This is a genomic window from Mesorhizobium sp. ES1-3, assembly GCF_020164795.1.
Classification (GTDB): domain Bacteria; phylum Pseudomonadota; class Alphaproteobacteria; order Rhizobiales; family Rhizobiaceae; genus Mesorhizobium.
This window is the reverse complement of the sequence record NZ_JAIUGW010000022.1, coordinates 17,372-33,349: the sequence shown is the minus strand read 5'-3', so window position 1 is coordinate 33,349 and position 15,978 is coordinate 17,372. Positions and strand designations below refer to the sequence as shown.

At 61.3% G+C, this 15,978-nt stretch carries 14 protein-coding genes, 1 pseudogene and 1 other annotated feature; of the genes and pseudogenes, 10 read left to right on the top strand and 5 right to left on the bottom strand.

Features of this window, described 5'->3' with window-relative positions; translation table 11 throughout:
• The first annotated feature begins 33 nt into the window (after positions 1–33).
• Positions 34–2,640 (top strand): TRAP transporter permease, encoded by a 2,607-nt coding sequence (locus LB536_RS24075; protein ID WP_224596983.1) that lies wholly within the window; start codon positions 34–36, stop codon positions 2,638–2,640.
• Here LB536_RS24075 and LB536_RS24070 read toward each other — a convergent pair.
• Entirely contained in the window at positions 2,637–2,936 is a 300-nt protein-coding gene (locus LB536_RS24070) for a hypothetical protein (RefSeq protein ID WP_224596981.1), read from the bottom strand. The two genes, LB536_RS24075 and LB536_RS24070, sit on opposite strands and share 4 nt — an antisense overlap.
• Before the next feature lie 261 nt (positions 2,937–3,197).
• On the opposite strand from LB536_RS24070, the pseudogene LB536_RS24060 reads away from it, so the two are divergent.
• A pseudogene (locus LB536_RS24060) lies at positions 3,198–3,430 on the top strand (GntR family transcriptional regulator); the annotation flags it as partial.
• Positions 3,431–3,490: 60 nt separating this feature from the next.
• Here the strand turns inward: LB536_RS24060 and LB536_RS24055 are convergent.
• Together LB536_RS24055 and LB536_RS24050 are read right to left on the bottom strand one after the other, a co-directional pair.
• Entirely contained in the window at positions 3,491–4,051 is a 561-nt protein-coding gene (locus LB536_RS24055; RefSeq protein ID WP_224596978.1) for an SH3 domain-containing protein, read from the bottom strand.
• Positions 4,052–4,246: 195 nt separating this feature from the next.
• Positions 4,247–4,675, bottom strand: a complete 429-nt coding sequence (locus tag LB536_RS24050; RefSeq protein WP_140760813.1) for a hypothetical protein — start codon at positions 4,673–4,675, stop codon at positions 4,247–4,249.
• Positions 4,676–5,098: 423 nt separating this feature from the next.
• Here LB536_RS24050 and LB536_RS24045 point away from each other — a divergent pair, with 423 nt between their 5' ends.
• From LB536_RS24045 to LB536_RS24020, 6 genes are all read left to right on the top strand, one after another.
• Positions 5,099–5,794 (top strand): GntR family transcriptional regulator, encoded by a 696-nt coding sequence (locus LB536_RS24045; RefSeq protein WP_140760811.1) that lies wholly within the window; start codon positions 5,099–5,101, stop codon positions 5,792–5,794.
• 143 nt (positions 5,795–5,937) lie between these two features.
• Positions 5,938–6,936: a sialic acid TRAP transporter substrate-binding protein SiaP gene (locus LB536_RS24040; RefSeq protein ID WP_140811446.1), complete on the top strand. Its 999-nt coding sequence runs from the start codon at positions 5,938–5,940 to the stop codon at positions 6,934–6,936.
• 14 nt (positions 6,937–6,950) lie between these two features.
• Complete coding sequence (locus tag LB536_RS24035) at positions 6,951–7,448, top strand: TRAP transporter small permease (RefSeq protein WP_224596975.1); 498 nt, start codon at positions 6,951–6,953, stop codon at positions 7,446–7,448.
• Positions 7,445–8,740 carry a TRAP transporter large permease gene (locus LB536_RS24030; protein WP_140811445.1) on the top strand — a complete coding sequence of 432 codons (1,296 nt, stop codon included), beginning with the start codon at positions 7,445–7,447 and terminating at the stop codon, positions 8,738–8,740. Before LB536_RS24035 ends, LB536_RS24030 begins: the two co-directional genes overlap by 4 nt.
• Entirely contained in the window at positions 8,737–9,621 is an 885-nt protein-coding gene (locus LB536_RS24025) for a shikimate dehydrogenase family protein (protein ID WP_224596973.1), read from the top strand. The genes LB536_RS24030 and LB536_RS24025 overlap by 4 nt, the downstream gene beginning before the upstream one ends.
• Before the next feature lie 34 nt (positions 9,622–9,655).
• A complete protein-coding gene (locus tag LB536_RS24020) occupies positions 9,656–10,570 on the top strand; it encodes a dihydrodipicolinate synthase family protein (protein WP_224596971.1) in 915 nt (304 codons plus the stop codon).
• A 215-nt stretch (positions 10,571–10,785) separates the two neighbouring features.
• Here LB536_RS24020 and LB536_RS24015 read toward each other — a convergent pair whose 3' ends face one another.
• Positions 10,786–12,561: a chloride channel protein gene (locus LB536_RS24015; RefSeq protein ID WP_224596970.1), complete on the bottom strand. Its 1,776-nt coding sequence runs from the start codon at positions 12,559–12,561 to the stop codon at positions 10,786–10,788.
• 208 nt (positions 12,562–12,769) lie between these two features.
• Between LB536_RS24015 and LB536_RS24010 the strand changes: the two genes are divergently transcribed.
• Both LB536_RS24010 and LB536_RS24005 read left to right on the top strand, forming a co-directional pair.
• Positions 12,770–13,339 carry a MarR family transcriptional regulator gene (locus LB536_RS24010; RefSeq protein WP_224596968.1) on the top strand — a complete coding sequence of 190 codons (570 nt, stop codon included), beginning with the start codon at positions 12,770–12,772 and terminating at the stop codon, positions 13,337–13,339.
• Positions 13,326–14,087 carry a DUF4336 domain-containing protein gene (locus LB536_RS24005; RefSeq protein WP_224596966.1) on the top strand — a complete coding sequence of 254 codons (762 nt, stop codon included), beginning with the start codon at positions 13,326–13,328 and terminating at the stop codon, positions 14,085–14,087. Before LB536_RS24010 ends, LB536_RS24005 begins: the two co-directional genes overlap by 14 nt.
• 38 nt (positions 14,088–14,125) lie before the next feature.
• On the opposite strand, the gene LB536_RS24000 is transcribed toward LB536_RS24005, so the two are convergent.
• On the bottom strand, positions 14,126–15,613 hold the full coding sequence (locus LB536_RS24000; protein WP_224596965.1) for a SulP family inorganic anion transporter: 1,488 nt from the start codon (positions 15,611–15,613) through the stop codon (positions 14,126–14,128).
• A 65-nt stretch (positions 15,614–15,678) separates the two neighbouring features.
• Positions 15,679–15,734: a sequence feature (sul1 is cis-regulatory element that is thought to sense ions involved in sulfur or methionine metabolism; They are found in Alphaproteobacteria), on the bottom strand.
• Positions 15,735–15,978: the final 244 nt, after the last annotated feature.

The following is a 15,978-nucleotide window of genomic DNA, read 5'->3' as shown; positions in this document are numbered from 1 at the left end:
CCAAAATGAAAAAACAATCGGTCGAGGGGAACAATGACAGACCAGTTCCGCAAGGCAGGAGCACCTGAAGACGTCGATATCGACAGACTGAACGAGATTGTCGCGGAAGCGGATACGGGCGGCCGCAAGCCGACCGGCCTGGCCGCGCATCTGGTCTTGGCGGTCGCGCTGGCCTGGTCGCTGTTCCAGCTTTGGTACTCCTCGCCGATCCCTTTCATGCTCGGTTTCGGCGTCGTCAGCGACGGCATTGCGCGTTCCATTCATCTGGCCTTTGCGCTGTTCCTGGCGCTCGTCACCTTCCCCGCTTTCAAAAGCTCTTCACGCAGCCGCGTTCCATTGCCCGACTGGATCCTTGCCATAGCCGGCGCTGCGGCGGCGCTTTACCTCGTCGTCTTCTACGGCGAGATCGCCACCCGGCCCGGGCTCCCCACGACCGCGGATCTCGTCATCTCCATCATCGGCATCGTCATACTGATGGAAGCCGCCCGGCGAGCCGTCGGTCCCGCCATCACCGTCATCGCCGGGCTGATGCTGATCTACATTTTCGTCGGCCCCTATATGCCCGGCCTGCTGGCGCACAAAGGCGCGACGCTGTCGCGCGCCGCCTCGCAGATGTGGCTCACTTCCGAGGGTGTGTTCGGCGTCGCGCTCGGCGTCTCGACCAACGTCGTCTTCATGTTCGTGCTGTTTGGAACGCTGCTCGAGCGTGCCGGGGCAGGCGGCTATTTCATCCTGCTTGCCTTCTCCATCCTCGGCAAATATCGCGGCGGCCCCGCCAAGGCCGGGGTCGTCGCCTCAGGCCTGACAGGCATGATTTCCGGATCGTCGATCGCCAATGTCGTCACCACCGGCACCTTCACCATTCCCCTGATGAAGCGCGTCGGCTACACGCCGGTCAAAGCCGGCGCCATCGAATGCGCCGCCGGGGTCAACGGGCAGATCATGCCCCCCGTGATGGGGGCAGCCGCCTTCCTCATCGCCGAATATGTCGGCATTTCCTATGCCGAGGTGGTCAAGCACGCCTTCTTTCCCGCGCTGCTCACCTACGGCTCGCTCTTCTATATCGTCGACATCGAAGCGATGAAGATGGGCCTGAAGGGCCTGCCGTCGCGCAGCCGCCATCCCGCCTTGCAAGGGGCGCTGCGCTCGCTGATGGGCATCTGCGCCTTCGTCATCCTGGCCGGACTCGTCTATTACGGCATTGGCTGGACCAAGACCGTCTTCGGCAGCGCCGCGACTTGGATGATCGTCGCGGCGCTTGCCGTCGTCTATGTCTGTCTCGTCGCTTACAGGGCAAAGCATCCCGACCTGCCGCTCGACAGCCTCAAGGGCGATATCCTGGAAATTCCGCATTTCGGCGACACGGCACGGACGGGCCTGCATTTCCTGCTGCCGGTGGTGCTCCTCATCTGGTGCCTGATGGTCGAGGAGCTTTCGCCCGGCCTTTCCGCCTTCTGGGGCTCCGCCGCCTTGATGGTATTGGTCGTCACGCAGCGCCCGCTGACGGCGTTCTTTCGCAAGCAAGATCTCGCGCCGCGTTGGCGCGAAGGTTTCGTCGATCTCATCGAGGGGCTGTCGGCCGCCGCGCGCAACATGACCACGGTCGGCATCGCCACGGCGACGGCCGGCATCATCGTCGGCACGGTGCTCTTGACCGGTGTCGGGCTTGTGATGACCGAACTCGTCGAATTCATCTCGGCCGGCAGCTTCATCGTCATGCTGCTGTTCACCGCCCTCATCTGCATCATTCTGGGAATGGGCATGCCGACCACGGCCAGCTATGTCGTCGTCGCCACGCTGATGGCGCCGGTGATGGTCGACCTCGCCGCGCAGAACGACCTGGCCGTACCGCTGGTAGCCGTGCATCTCTTCGTCTTCTATTTCGGGCTGATGGCCGATGTGACGCCACCGGTCGGTCTGGCGGCGTATGCCGCGGCCGCGATTTCGGGCGCCGATCCGGTCAAGACCGGCTTTCAGGGGTTCAAGTACGAAATCAGGACGGCACTGCTGCCTTTCATCTTCATCTTCAACAACGGCCTGCTGATGATCGACATCCGGGGGCCGCTGGATTTCATCATGGTCATCGCCACGTCGGCGCTGGCAATGGTGGCCTTCGTGGCGGCGACGCAGAACTGGTTCCTGGTTCGCAACCGGTGGTACGAGGCCATTGCGCTGTTGCTGATCTGCTTCACGCTGTTTCGGCCGGGCTATTGGCTCGATCTGGTTGATGAGCCCTTTGTTGCAAAACCCGTATCGCAATTGAACCAGACGATCGATGCCACGCCCGCCGGTCAAGCGGTCCGTGTCAAGCTGAAGACGGTCAACATCAACGGCGACGAGATCGAGAAACTGATCAGGCTCGATCTCGCCGAAGGCAAAAATGCGGCGGAGCGGCTGGAAAGCGCGGGACTGACCGTGAGTGCGCTCGGCGACACGATGACAGTCGGGATCGTGCGTCTCGGCAGCCAGGCGGCAAAATTCGGTCTGCAGCCCGGAGACGAAATCATCGGGGTCATGGTGCCGAGCAGCCGGCCGTCACGCTACTGGTTCGTGCTTCCGGCGCTCTTGCTGTTCGGGCTGGTTTTCTGGCTGCAGAGACGCCGAAGGGCGGATAGCCTGGCGGCTGCAGCAGCACCTTAAAGCACGTCGCGTTCGAGCGGATTCATGCGACGCGGTTTGGGCCTCTGCCTCACGCATGTCGCTGGCTTCTGTCCGTCATCGCCTTTCCTGGTCACGGGCCGGGCGATGCGGCTGACGGATCCGCGGCCGCGCCGGAATTGCAAGGCGCTGAGCCCGAATATTGCCCCGAGAGCGGCCCACAGGAAGGTGCTGAAGGTGAGCGGACTGGTAAGCCAGTCCAGCATGGACACCGCGTCGCCCGGCGCGGCGTAGGCGAGATAGCCAAGACTGGTCGACAGTGCAACGCCAGCACTCACCGCCAGTATGGTTTCGAAAATCGGTCTCGACACAGCGCCAAGGAACGCAAAAATGTGGCGCCATTCAAGCGCAAACTATCAAATTCGATTGTTCCGCCGGCCTCGAATGGCCAAACCAGTCAATTGCCGCCGTACATGACCTTCGGCAGCCACACGACGATCGAATTGTCCCGGTTCATAAATCTCTGCTAGGCGGCTGCGACCATGGTTCTGTTCGACATCGGTGCTGCGCTGCCGCTGCTGATCCTCGGCATGTTGTCGCGCGAAACCCTGTTGCGCTGGCTCCGCCGCGATGGGCCGGTCGTTGCCGAAGGGCAGCGGGGCTTCGAGGTCGCGCCGGTCTCGCCCGAGGATCTCAAGGAGATCGCGGCGCTCCGGCAATTGCTGGAATGCCATGCGATGGAATTGTCCTTCGCCGCTGGCGAATGGACTGGGAGGGCAGGGTGGTGTCGGCCCATCACAAGCTCCACCCGATGGAAATCAGGATGATCAGCACGTCGGGGTGATCGCTTGTTGGTTGGTTTGGACGACCCCGGTCGAATTGTGCCGCCCTTTTACAGCACCTCGCCGGGATAAACGCCCCACAAACCGATTTGCCTGACAAAGCCAGACATCGGGCCCAACTCCACCGCGCACCATTGCCCGTCGCAGCGCGTCAGTTCCACGCGAACGCGAGGTTGGAGCAAGGCAGTTATGGGGCTGTCAATTGTCGGCTTCTTGCACAGCGCAACGTCGTCCTTGGCCCAGGGCGCGACGATGCCGGTCCTGCGGCCTGAAAGCAGCGGTCCATAGATCCATCCGCTGGTTCCGTCCCAATCCCTTACCCTGCGCCAATTGCCATATTGCTGGTATATTTCCAGCGGGATGCCCGGCCGCGTAAAGACCCATTCAATGTCGTAGCCGACACCAGGCCCGACACGCAGATTGGCGGACGAAGCTTTCAGCGAGACAAAGCGGGGTAGAGGAAGAGCACCGGCCTCTGCTCGCAGTCCCGTCGTCGTCGCGGATGCCGCAAGCGATGCGGTCACCAGAATGAAGCGAGCGAGCGCGACATACAAGTGATGTCTGATCTCCCCGCCGACCATTCGGAAACCGAAAGCAGCTCTCGATTTCATGCGCATTCACCATCGAATGTAGAAGGGGTCGATCATCACCGCCCGGCACCATCAGAAGCCATGGAAGGGGGCCACCCGAGCCGTGCTTCCGGTTCTGGCGTGTTGGGAACGTCGCTGAAAGCGTCCTTGCGGCGCTTGAGCTTCTCTGACCGCCGCCCGGCAAACTCTCGCTGCCGGGCGAACTCTAGCGTTGGGCTATGAACCGTTCGTCTGATTCTGGGAAACGTCGTGAGCGGGTATCGCATCCATCGCAGCCAACTTGTCAGCGCACAGATCCGCGGCGCCGGGAGCATCCTTCTTCATGCCGGCCAGTTTGACCCACCCGCCATCGCTGATGAAACCATCTCTTTGATAGGAGGATGTTTCCTTTAGCTTGGCCAGATTCTGGCTCGCGTCGGACGCCGTGACGAACTTTTGGACACAAAGATTGGCGACCAGTTCCGCCCTCGCCTTGATGGCTGAGGTCTTCGCCATTTCCGCCGCTGTTCCTGCCAGGGTCCAACCGCCGGCGGTAAAACCGACGATCATCGTCAGCACCGCGGCGCCTACTACCGACCAGAACCAGATTGTCTTGGAAGGTTGGTAGTCGTCGAAGCGTTGCGACAGTGTTTGATTGTCCTCCATGGCTTTCTCCTTTCGATTATGACCTGAACGCAACCCGATCGTTCGGGCTGGTGAAACGTTGCCGCGGGAAGCGGCCAGCAGTTAGGGAACGGGGAAGGGGAACCGGCTCTGACGGGCGGAGCTTCCGGACGCGAGCAAAAATCCGTTGGCGCCGGTCTTCGAACGCTCGCACTAGACCCAGCATTTCAGCATAGCGACGTAGCGCTCGGGCACCTGGAGATCTCCAAATGAGAAGGGCGGACGAAGTTCGCCTTGATGCTCCATATACCGAGGCCGATCGGAAACTATTCCAAGCCAGTCGCAATTTTGTGAATGGCAGGACGCCGACATGCTGGCTGTACGCTTGCATGGCCTGGCTGGCCAGGTGACCGGTTCACGGGCATGATCTATGGTATTTCGGAAAATTTATGATATTTTTTTGCGATGCATGAAAATACGCAGAATTCGACAATATCTGAAACAACGTACCGACAGATTCGCGCCGACATTATTTTCGGCCGACTCACACCCGGCGAAAAACTCAAGCTTGACAGGCTGAAAAACCTTTATGGCGCCAGCGTCTCTACCCTGCGCGAAATCCTAAACCGCTTGTCCTCCGACGGGCTGGTGACCGCCGAGGGGCAGCGTGGTTTCGAGGTCGCGCCAGTGTCACCTCAGGATCTGAAGGAAATCGCCGCCTTGAGGCAACTGCTCGAATGCTATGCGATGGAGTTGTCGTTCGCCTCCGGCGACATGGATTGGGAAGGCCGCGTGGTCGCGGCGCACCACAAGCTTCAGCAAATGGAAAGGCGCATGATTTCAGGCGACCATTCGATTGCCAAGGAATGGAAGCGCTATGACTGGGAGTTCCACCAGGCATTGATCTCTGCCTGCGGCTCCAAGGTGCTGATGGATACGCATGCCGCCGTATTCGACAAATATCTGCGGTATCAAATGGTTTCATTGACGTTTCGCGGTCAGATCGCCGCTGACGAGCATCGGCAGATGCTCGATGCGGCGTTGGCGCGCGACGCCATCACAGCCCAAATGGTGTTGCGCAAGCATGTCGAGGCAGGCGTCGAGCGCGGATTGCTGGCCAGCGCGCCCGAATTCCAGAAGAAGAAGGCCGGTTCGGCGTAACGCCCCAGCTCAAGCGATATTGTGTCTGATAAAATGACAAATCTATGATGATTGCACTGTTCGTGGGTTGAAGCCCCATTATGAACGTGGCATGGTTTGCCCAGACGGTTTGACCACCGCCCATGCAATTCAGGGAGGAAAGCATGACCATCACCCTCGATCGCCGCCGGTTCCTCGGCGGCTCCGCAATGGCATTTGCCGCCTTGTCCGTGATGTCGTCCGGCGCGAGGGCGCAGGACAAGATCACACTCCGACTCTCCTCGCCGGCGACGCCTGGCGACCAGCGCGCGGTGGCGCTGACCGACGTTTTCGCCCCCGCGGTCAGCGCCTTCGCCACTTTCGAGCCACACTGGAACGCCGAACTGTTCAAGCAAGGCACCGAGCTGGAAGCAATCGCCCGCGGCAATCTCGAAATGTCGATCACCTCGGCGCAGGAACTGGCCTCGCTCTATCCCGAATGGGGGATATTCACCGCCGGCTATCTGCATCGTGACGCCGCGCATCAAAAGAAGGTTTTCGCGGCCGACTTCATGAACCCGATGAAGAAGAAGGTGGAAGATGAACTCGGCGTCAAGCTCTTGACGGTGATGTATCTCGGCCGCCGCCAATTGAACCTTCGCATCGACAAGGAAATCAAGACCCCGGACGATTTGGCCGGCGTCAAGCTCAGAATGCCCGGAACCGACGCCTGGCAGTTTCTGGGCAAGGCGCTCGGCGCCAATCCGGTGCCCGTGGCGTTCACCGAAATCTACACCGCGTTGCAGACCGGTGCGATCGACGGGCAGGACAATCCGCTGCCATCCGACAAGGACTCCAAATTCTACGAGGTCACCAAGCAGATTTGCCTGACCAGCCACCTCGTGGACCTGAACTACCTCGCCTTTTCGAAGAAGGTCTGGGACGGCCTTGCACCGGATCAGCAGGCGGCGGTGCAGAAGGCGGCGGACGATGCAGCCGAGTCCGGACGGCAGAAGCAGCTGAAGCTGGAATCGGAACTCGAGCAGTTTTTCAAGGACAAGGGTTTGAAGGTCTACACACCCGACGTCGATGCCTTCCGCAAACATGTGCAGAAGGCCTATCTGGACTCCGACTTCGCCAAGGACTGGCCGGAAGGCATGGTCGACAAGATCAACGCCCTCTGAGCCGGGAAAGACCGATGTCGGCAACCATCCGCTGGTTGCAGGCGCGGGCCGATAACGTGGCGGTGGCGCTTCTCGCCGCCATGTTCATCGCCTTCATCCTGCAGATATTCACGCGCTACGTGATCAACGATCCGCTCGGATGGACACTGGAAGTATGCCTGACGACATGGCTGTGGCTGGTGTTCTGGAGTTCCGCATTCGTGCTCACCGAGCGCGACCATGTGACGTTCGACCTGTTCTACCTGATCGCCAGCCGCCGCATGCAGCGCGTCTTCGCGCTGATTTCGGCGGCGGCGATCGTCGCCGGGTTCCTGGCGGCGCTGCCGGCGACATACGAATACATCGCCTTCTACAAGATCAAGAAGAGCGCCACGCTGCGTATTCGGCTCGATGTGGTGTTCAGCGTCTACGGACTGTTCGCCGTCGCCGTCATCGTACGTTACGCCCTGCGCATATGGCAACTCGCTCGCGGCGGCGCGCCCGAACCGCATGACGAGGCGACACCGCTGTGACCGTCGCCTTCGCCCTTTGCCTGCTGGCGCTGTTCGTCCTTGCCGGGATCGGCACGCCGGTCGCCTATTCCATGATCGTGGCGGCGATCGTCTACCTTGCCGTGAAGGGCCAGGATCTGGGGCTTGCCGCCGAACAGATCATCCAGGGGCTCTATGACGGCTTCATCATCCTGGCCGTGCCGCTGTTCATCGTCGCCGCCAACATCATGAACGCCGGCACGATCAGCGAGCGGTTGCTGGCCTTCTGCATGGCGATCGTAGGGCGCCTGCGCGGTGGGCTCGGGCATGTCAATGTCGTCGCCAATCTGATCTTTTCCGGCATGTCGGGTTCGGCGGTTGCCGATGCGGCCGGCCTCGGCAAGATCATCATCGAAATGATGACGAAAGATGGTCGTTATCCGCGCGGTTACGCCGCCGCCATCACCGCCGCCGCTTCGACCATCGGACCGATCATCCCGCCGTCGATCCCGATGGTGATGTACGCGCTGGTTTCGGATGCCTCGATCGGTTTCCTGTTCCTCGGCGGCATCCTGCCCGGCCTGCTAATGGGCGTGGTGCTGATGGGCCTCAACGCGTGGGTCGCCCGCAAGCGCGATTTCGCGGTCGAGGAAGCCGTGCCTCTGCGAGCCTTGCCGAAGGTGACGCTCAATGCATTTCCGGCGCTGCTTATGCCGGTCATCCTGCTCTACGGCATCTATGGTGGCGCGACGACGCCGACCGAAGCGGCGGCCGTGGCGGCCGCCTATGCGCTGATCCTGGCCGGCGTCTTCTACCGTGCGCTGAGCTGGCGGAGACTTTACGCCATCCTTTCAGAAAGCGCGCGCTCGTCCGCGGCCGTCGGCCTGGTCATCGGCGGCGCCCTGATCTTCAACTACATCGTCGCCAGCGAAAACATTCCTGCCCACATGGCAGCCTCGTTGCAGGGACTGCACATATCCCCGCTCGCTTTCCTGTTCATGGTCAACGTGCTGCTGCTGCTGCTTGGTTGTCTGCTCGACGCGTCCACGATCATCCTGGTCATCGTACCGCTGTTCATCCCGACCTGCCGGCTGCTCGGGATCGACTTGGTGCATTTCGGCGTCGTCGTGGTGGTCAATACCATGATCGGGCTGATCACGCCGCCGTATGGCGTCGTGCTCTTCGTCATCAATGCGACGACGCGCATTCCGCTGCGCGAAATCATCAGCGAGATCTGGCTGTTCATCGGCGTGCTGGTCGTTGCGCTGCTGCTGATGATGCTGTTTCCGGAAATCGTATTGTGGCTGCCGAGGCAGTTCGGATACCAGGGATGAGCACGGCTCCGCACGATCGCCGAAGCGCCGGCCTCACCGGCCCGGTCAGGCTTGGGCTGATCGGCGACAACATAAAGCGCTCGCGTTCGCCGGACCTGCATCGTCTCGCCGGCCGACTCCTCGGTCTGGACGTCAGCTACGACCTCTTCATCCCGCGCGACATGGGCAAGGATTTCGACGCCGTATTCGACGCCTGCCGCGACAGCGGTCTTCGCGGCATCAATGTCACCTATCCCTACAAGGAGATGGTGGCCTCCAGGCTGCGCATAGACGACGACCTGACCAGACGGATAGGTTCGGTCAACACGGTGCTGTTCGGGCCGCGGGGCGCAAGCGGCTATAATACCGACCATACCGGTTTCATCGCCGCCTATCGCGAGACTTTTGGCGACACGGCGCCGGGCAACGTCTGCCTGATCGGAGCCGGCGGTGTCGGCAAGGCCGTGGCCTTCGGGCTGCTGGCGCTCGGCGCCGAGGCCCTGACTGTCGTCGACAGCGATGCAGAGAAGGCGCGCTCGCTTGCGACCGCGATCGCGACAGCCTCGCATGGCGCCGTCAAAACGTCATCCAGCGATGCTATCCGCACGGCGATGGGCGGAGCGGAAGGCGTCGTCAATTGCACGCCGCTCGGCATGATCGGCCATCCCGGGTCTCCGGTCCCGCCGGAATTGCTCGGAGCGCAGCGCTGGGCGTTCGACGCCGTCTACACGCCGGTCAACACGCTGTTCAAACGGCAGGCGGAGGCGGCGGGCCTCGAGGTGCTCAGCGGCTACGAACTGTTCTTCCATCAAGGCATCGACGCCTTCGGCATCTTCACCGGACAGGTGCCGGCCGATCTTGGCGCCTTGCGCCGAATGCTTCTCGAAACACCTCCCAACTGACCAAGGATTATCCGCAGTGTTCGACGATCATCCCATGCGCAAGAAAATCGGTGTCAGCGCGGCACTGGCGACGCCGTTCGACCATAGAGGCGCAATCGACTGGCCCCGTTTCGGCGCCCACGCCAAATACCTTCTGGGGCAGGGCATGCGGGTGGTGACTGCCTTCGGCACGACCGGCGAAGGCATTTCCATTTCGACCTCGGCCCGCGCTCCGCTCTATGAGCGTATGGCCGCCGCCGGGGTCGACGCGGGCGGTCTGGTCGAATGCGTTTACGGGCCGTCGTCGCAAGATGCGGGCGACCATGCCCGGCGATCGCTCGATGCGGGTTGCGCTGGCATCCTTCTGACACCTCCCTTCTATTTCAAGCAGCCGACGGAGGAAGGTGTCTACCGCTGGTTCGCGGAAGTATTGGAACGTGTCGGACCGGCTTGCCGCGATGTCATCCTCTACAACATTCCAGGTTTGACCGGCGTGAGCATCGGCCCAAGCCTCGTCGCCCGACTACGGCTTGCGTTTCCGCAAGCCATCGCCGGCGTCAAGGATTCCAGTGGCGACTGGCAGCAGACGACCGCTTTGCTGGCGGAACACCGGGATCTCGCCATCCTCGTCGGCCACGAAGGAGATCTGGCGCGCGCCGTGCGGGCCGGCGCCAGCGGCTCGATCAGCGGCGTGGCGAATTTCGCTCCCGACCTGATCGCGACGCTGGTGCGCGGGGAGGACGTCCCGCTGATCGATGGCATTCTCGAAAGATTGCTCAAATTGCCGGTCGTGCCGGCGGTCAAGGCCGTTCTGGCCGTAACGACGGGCGACCCTGTCTGGGCACGCGTGCGCGCGCCCCTCGACCCGATCCATGACGTGGGCGGTTTGAGGGCTTGCGAAGAAATAGCCGTGCTGGTTCGAGATCGGTTGCGGCCGGCGGAAGGCAGAGCGTCGCCAAGCGCTGGCTAATGCATGTCGCCCGGAAGTGTCCTCGGTTCCGGGATAACGACATGCATAAAATCAGAAGCTTACAGCAGGTCGGGCGAATCCCATTCGCCGCGACATGCTGTAGATCGGTCGAGAGGATCGCATATCCAATCCCCGGGCGACTAAACCGCGACTGGAGGGCTGGTCCGACCGTTTGCCACCTCCGCCTGCGAAATGACTCGCTGCAATCCCGATCGTCATCTGGGATAGATCTTCAGGCCGTCGGCTACGGAGTTGGCGACATGCTCCCTGGTGATGACGCCGACAACGTCGTCTTCTCGAGGAATTCCGTGTCCCTGCACGACGACGGCCATGAATGCGTTCTTCCGCCAAATCCGTTCGATCACGTCGGAGACGATCATGTTCTCGCCGACAATCGTGTAGTCACGGCTGGCGATGTCGGCGAGCGTGACACCGGTATGCGCGCTTTCGAGCCCGCGCCGCAGCCCGGTGTTGACGCGGAGCACACCGAAGATCTGGCCATTTTTGATGACCACCACATGACGAAGTCTGCCCTCCGCTTCATGCTCACGCAGAAAACCATCGAAGCTGTGCTCCGCCTGCAGCACCAGGATGTCCGCATCCATCACTTCGCGGGCATGGCGGACCAGGAACATGTTGGCGTGCAGCGCCTTGGGAATGGCACGCCCCCGGCGGACCAGCTTCAATGTGTAGATGTTTTCACGCGAAAGCAGTCGCCGGACGCCGACACTGGTGGCAACGGCCAGGATCATCGGCATGACGATGTCATACTCGCGGGTCATCTCGAAGGTCATGGTGATGGCGGTCATCACAGCCCCGGTACCGCCGCCAACCATCGCCCCCATGCCGACCATGGCAAAGGCCGGAATGCTGAGGGGGATCGGAATGCCTGTCGCCTGCAGCAGCGCGGCGAAGCAGCCGCCCAAAGTGGCGCCCATGAACAGCGAAGGCGAGAAGATGCCGCCGGAAGACCCCGAGCCGAGACTGATCGATGTGGCTGCCGCCTTGCAAGCCAACAAAAGACCCAGCAGCCATACAGTAGAGGTGTGACCGACCAGGATGCTCTCGATCGTCGCATAGCCCACGCCATCGACGTAATACTGTCCGAGCGTGATGAAGAGAACATACATCAGGAGCCCTAGCAGCAGCATTCCGAGTATGTGGCGCGTATATCGCCCGGGGATCTTGTCGAACCAGTCCTCGGCCAAATGCAGGCTGCGGATGAAGCCGGCGGCCGCCACTCCGGTCACACCGCCGAGGGCGGCATAGAGCACAAGCAGCACGACTGCATTGCCATCCGTGGTCAGGGCCTGCAATGGCGGCACGGCAAATGCCGGCTGCGGGCCAATGAACCAGCGGCCCACGAAGGTCGCGGCGCCAGTTGCTATGGCGACCGGAAGGAACGTGCTGACACTCACTTCGGGCATCATCAACTCGATCGCGAACATCACGCCCCCGATCGGCGTATTGAACGTAGCCGCTATACCCGCACCGGCACCCGCGGCGACCATCGCGATACGCTGGCCGACCGGCATGCGGATGATCTGCCCCAATGTCGACCCGAGCGCTGATCCGATCTGGATTATCGGACCCTCGCGGCCAACCGACGAGCCACTGCCAATGGCAATGGCCGAAGCCAGCGACTTTACCAACGCCACGATCGGCCGAATTTTCCCTTCCCGATAGTAAATGGCGTCCATGACCTCGGGCACGCCGTGGCCTTTTGCCTCGGGCGCGAAATTGCTGACGAGAAACGTGACCAGGACGGCACCGATCACCGGTGCCAGAATGATGAACCCGCCCCACCGGCTGGGCGCCGTGAACACGTTCGCGTCATATCCGACCGCGAAGGTGCCGTTGAAGAAGAGATTGTGGAGCAGCCCTATCAATTCCCGGAAGAGGACCGCGCCGAAACCGGTTACAATCCCAAGACCGAGTGCGAGGACAGTGAGAACCAGCAGGCTAAGCCGGTGGCTTTCTTCGTCTTCCATCGCTCCGCGATGCGAGGCATCTTGCGCGGAAGGTTTGCCGTCGTCTGATTCACCAGGTTTCGAGTTGCTGGACGTTGCCGTGTCGCCGCGTGCCATAAAAGATGCGCCCCGGAAAAGATGGACTGGAGGATGAAGGCCTGGGCCTTACCAACCGAACCCGCTGGGTGATCAAGCTCAGCTTGATATATATGTCATGCCATGACATACATTGGGGGCATTGAAAAGAGTGACGGCGACTGATCCTCCTGCTTTTTCGGAGCCATCCCGTGGCAAGGGCACCAAACGTGCGCGCGCCAAGTTGGAAAAAACGCCCCCCGACGCCAGTAGCGTGGATCCGTCCGATGAACGTTCCCGGAGCCTGGATGAGAATGCCTACCAAGGATTGGCTGGATTTCGTCATGCGCTTCGCCGGTTTTTGGCGTTCAGTGAAGTTGCCGCCTCGGCGGCTGGAGTCACGTCGCAGCAATACCAGGCGATGCTGGCTATCCGGGTACATCCTGATCAAGCCATTATGATCAAGGAACTCGCACGGCAGATGTTGCTTCAACCGAATGGCGCGGTGCAATTGGTGGACAGGCTTGTCGGCGCTGGCCTCGCCGAACGCCGACAATCCTCAACGGATCGCCGCAGCGTGCTTGTCGTCATGACGGACAAAGGGGCGGCGCTGCTTGAACGCCTGGCCGCCGATCACCTCCAGGAAATGTCCAAACACGAGCCGCTGCTCGCCGAGTCCCTCAGGCGACTGAGAAGCATGGAACGATCAGGTGACACCTCATAGCCATTCTCGCGAACATAACTGGCTGGATCCATACGCGCCGATCGATGTCCTCAAACCGGCGGCCGCCGATGTCTGGATTGTCGACGGACCAGAAATCGAGTTTGGTCTCGGCTGGCTGAAAGTGCCGTTCACCACCCGCATGACGGTTGTTCGGCTTCGTGGCGGCGACCTGGTTCTTCATTCGCCTGTGCGTCACACAGCGGCCCTCCAGACGGCGGTGGAGGCGTTGGGGCCGATCCGCTATCTCATCGCACCGAATTCGCTTCACTATTGGTGGCTGCCGGACTGGAAAGCTCGTTTGCCGGGCGCAACGGTCCTGGCGGTACCCGGCCTGCAAAAGGGGGCCAAGCGCCGCGTCGTCGTCGACATGGAGTTGACGGGCCATGATACGCCTTGGCCGGAAGAAATCGACATGCTGATTGTCAGTGGCGACGTGCTCACGGAGGCTGTATTTTTTCATCGCGCTTCACGAACCCTGATTCTCACCGACTTGATCGAGAATTTCGAGCCAAAACGCATCCATGGCTGGTTCTATCGCGTTCTCATGAAAATCGGTGGCGTTATCGACCCGGACGGAAAAGCGCCATTCGACATGCGATTGAGTTTCTTCCGACACCAGAAGCCATTGCGGTCGGCTGTTCGCCGCATGATCAACTGGCAGCCCGAGCGCGTGATCATCTCCCACGGGCGTTGGTATGAGGCGGATGGCGTCAAGGAACTCAAGCGCGCCTTCCGCTGGGTGCTGTGACGGCGGTGCCTGACAGGAAGTGCGGAACGCGTCCGAATCTACGGATTTTGCACCACGACAGGACTGATTGGACCGACGTATTTGTGAGCCCCATAACGATCGACCATGGTGCAGCTGGCTGCATTCAGACCGACGACATCGACCTCACGGCCACGCCGCCGTGCTTTCAATACAACGCGATCGAGTGCACCGACCGCGGATATATCCCAGAAGTGGGCGGCACTGACATCGATGACAATCTTCTCCACAGGGTTCGTCACATCGATGGACTCGACGAATGTGGCCGCCGACGCGAAGAACACTTGCCCCTCGACCGTGTAGGTGCGCACGCGCCCATCGGCCGAGAGCGTGGAAGTGACGCGGCTCAACCGCGAGACCTTTCCCGCGAAGAATAGGCCTGAGAGCAACACTCCGATCATCACACCGACGGAAAGATCGCCCGTCGTCACCACTCCCGCCACCGTTGCCAGCATCACAATGGACGACGGCAGTGGGTTCGTGCGCAGGCGCGCGAGCGAACGCCAGGAGAATGTGTTGATCGAAACCATGATCATCACCGCCGTCAGCGCTGCCACGGGTACGACAGCCAGCACGTCTTGCAGCAGCACGAGCAGCGCCAGCAGGAAGGCGCCAGCAGTGAGCGTCGAGAGCCGCCCACGCCCGCCGGAGGAGACATTGATGACCGACTGCCCGATCATCGCGCAGCCGCCCATGCCGCCGAAGAACGCGGAGGCGATATTCGCGATGCCTTGCCCCGCGCACTCGCGGCTCTTGTCGCTGGTGGTGTCCGTCATGTCATCGACGATCTGCGCCGTGAGCAACGATTCCAGCAGTCCAACAGCAGCAAGGGTCAGCGCCACGGGCAGTAGAATATGGAGCGTCTCGAGCGTAAGCGGCACGTCGGGCACGCCGAAGCTGGGCAGGGTTGTTGGAAGCTGGCCGAGACTGGCGACCGTTCGCACGTCGAGCTTGAGTACAAGGCTAACTATCGTGACTACGACGATTGCCACCAGCGGCGACGGGATCGTCTTCGTCAGCCGGGGCAAGAGGTAGATGATCGCGAGCCCGAGCGCGATAAGCCCATATGTCGCCTTCGGTACATCCATGAGCTGTGGCAACTGCGCCAGGAAAATCAGGATGGCAAGCGAGTTGACGAAGCCGGTCATGACAGACTGGGAGACGAACCGCATTACCCGTCCGAGCCTCAAAACCCCGGCGAAGATCTGGATTATGCCCATCAAAATGGTGGCGGCAAAGAGATACTGCACGCCATGCTCCCGCACGAGCGGGCCCATGAGGACAGCGGTGGCCGCGGTGGCGGCCGAGATCATCGCCGGCCGCCCACCGACAAAGGCGATAACGCAGGCGATGACGACCGAGGCGTAGAGCCCGACCTTGGGATCGACACCAGCGATGACCGAGAACCCGATCGCCTCGGGGATCAATGCCAACGCAACGACAATGCCTGAAAGCAAGTCAGCACGCAGGTTGAAAAACCAGTCACGATGAAGGGAGGAAGCAGCCATGGAGAGGGAATCCGCAAAGGTGCAAGCCGTCGCTCATGGCGGCCGACTGTCTGTCACTTTTGTTGCGTGATCCGGCGGATCGGCGGCCGGAAGAGCCACCCGGAATTTCACCGGGTCCAATCGAATGATCGAGCTTATAGTGGAGTATTTTTGCAACGCAACATTGAAGAACCTGGAAGGCGAAAAAATCATTTCGGTGCCGGGCGCGTGGGCGGTCCGGCGGATTATGCGCTTACATCGGTGCACGCTTTCTTCGCCTCCGCGTCCCGCTGGCCCAGGGGCTCGGTTCGCTCGGGTTTTTCCATATGACCATCTGCGCCGCGCGTCTTCCGATCAGGGCTGCCGATGCTAAGCCCGGGTACTCT

Excerpts from the sequence above, each read along its gene's own strand:
- LB536_RS24075 (WP_224596983.1), top strand. The coding sequence starts at position 34 with ATGACAGACCAGTTCCGCAAGGCAGGAGCACCTGAAGACGTCGATATC.
- LB536_RS24055 (WP_224596978.1), bottom strand. The coding sequence starts at position 4,051 with ATGAAATCGAGAGCTGCTTTCGGTTTCCGAATGGTCGGCGGGGAGATC.
- LB536_RS24050 (WP_140760813.1), bottom strand. The coding sequence starts at position 4,675 with ATGGAGGACAATCAAACACTGTCGCAACGCTTCGACGACTACCAACCT.
- LB536_RS24045 (WP_140760811.1), top strand. The coding sequence starts at position 5,099 with ATGCATGAAAATACGCAGAATTCGACAATATCTGAAACAACGTACCGA.
- LB536_RS24040 (WP_140811446.1), top strand. The coding sequence starts at position 5,938 with ATGACCATCACCCTCGATCGCCGCCGGTTCCTCGGCGGCTCCGCAATG.
- LB536_RS24035 (WP_224596975.1), top strand. The coding sequence starts at position 6,951 with ATGTCGGCAACCATCCGCTGGTTGCAGGCGCGGGCCGATAACGTGGCG.
- LB536_RS24025 (WP_224596973.1), top strand. The coding sequence starts at position 8,737 with ATGAGCACGGCTCCGCACGATCGCCGAAGCGCCGGCCTCACCGGCCCG.
- LB536_RS24020 (WP_224596971.1), top strand. The coding sequence starts at position 9,656 with ATGCGCAAGAAAATCGGTGTCAGCGCGGCACTGGCGACGCCGTTCGAC.
- LB536_RS24015 (WP_224596970.1), bottom strand. The coding sequence starts at position 12,561 with ATGGAAGACGAAGAAAGCCACCGGCTTAGCCTGCTGGTTCTCACTGTC.
- LB536_RS24000 (WP_224596965.1), bottom strand. The coding sequence starts at position 15,613 with ATGGCTGCTTCCTCCCTTCATCGTGACTGGTTTTTCAACCTGCGTGCT.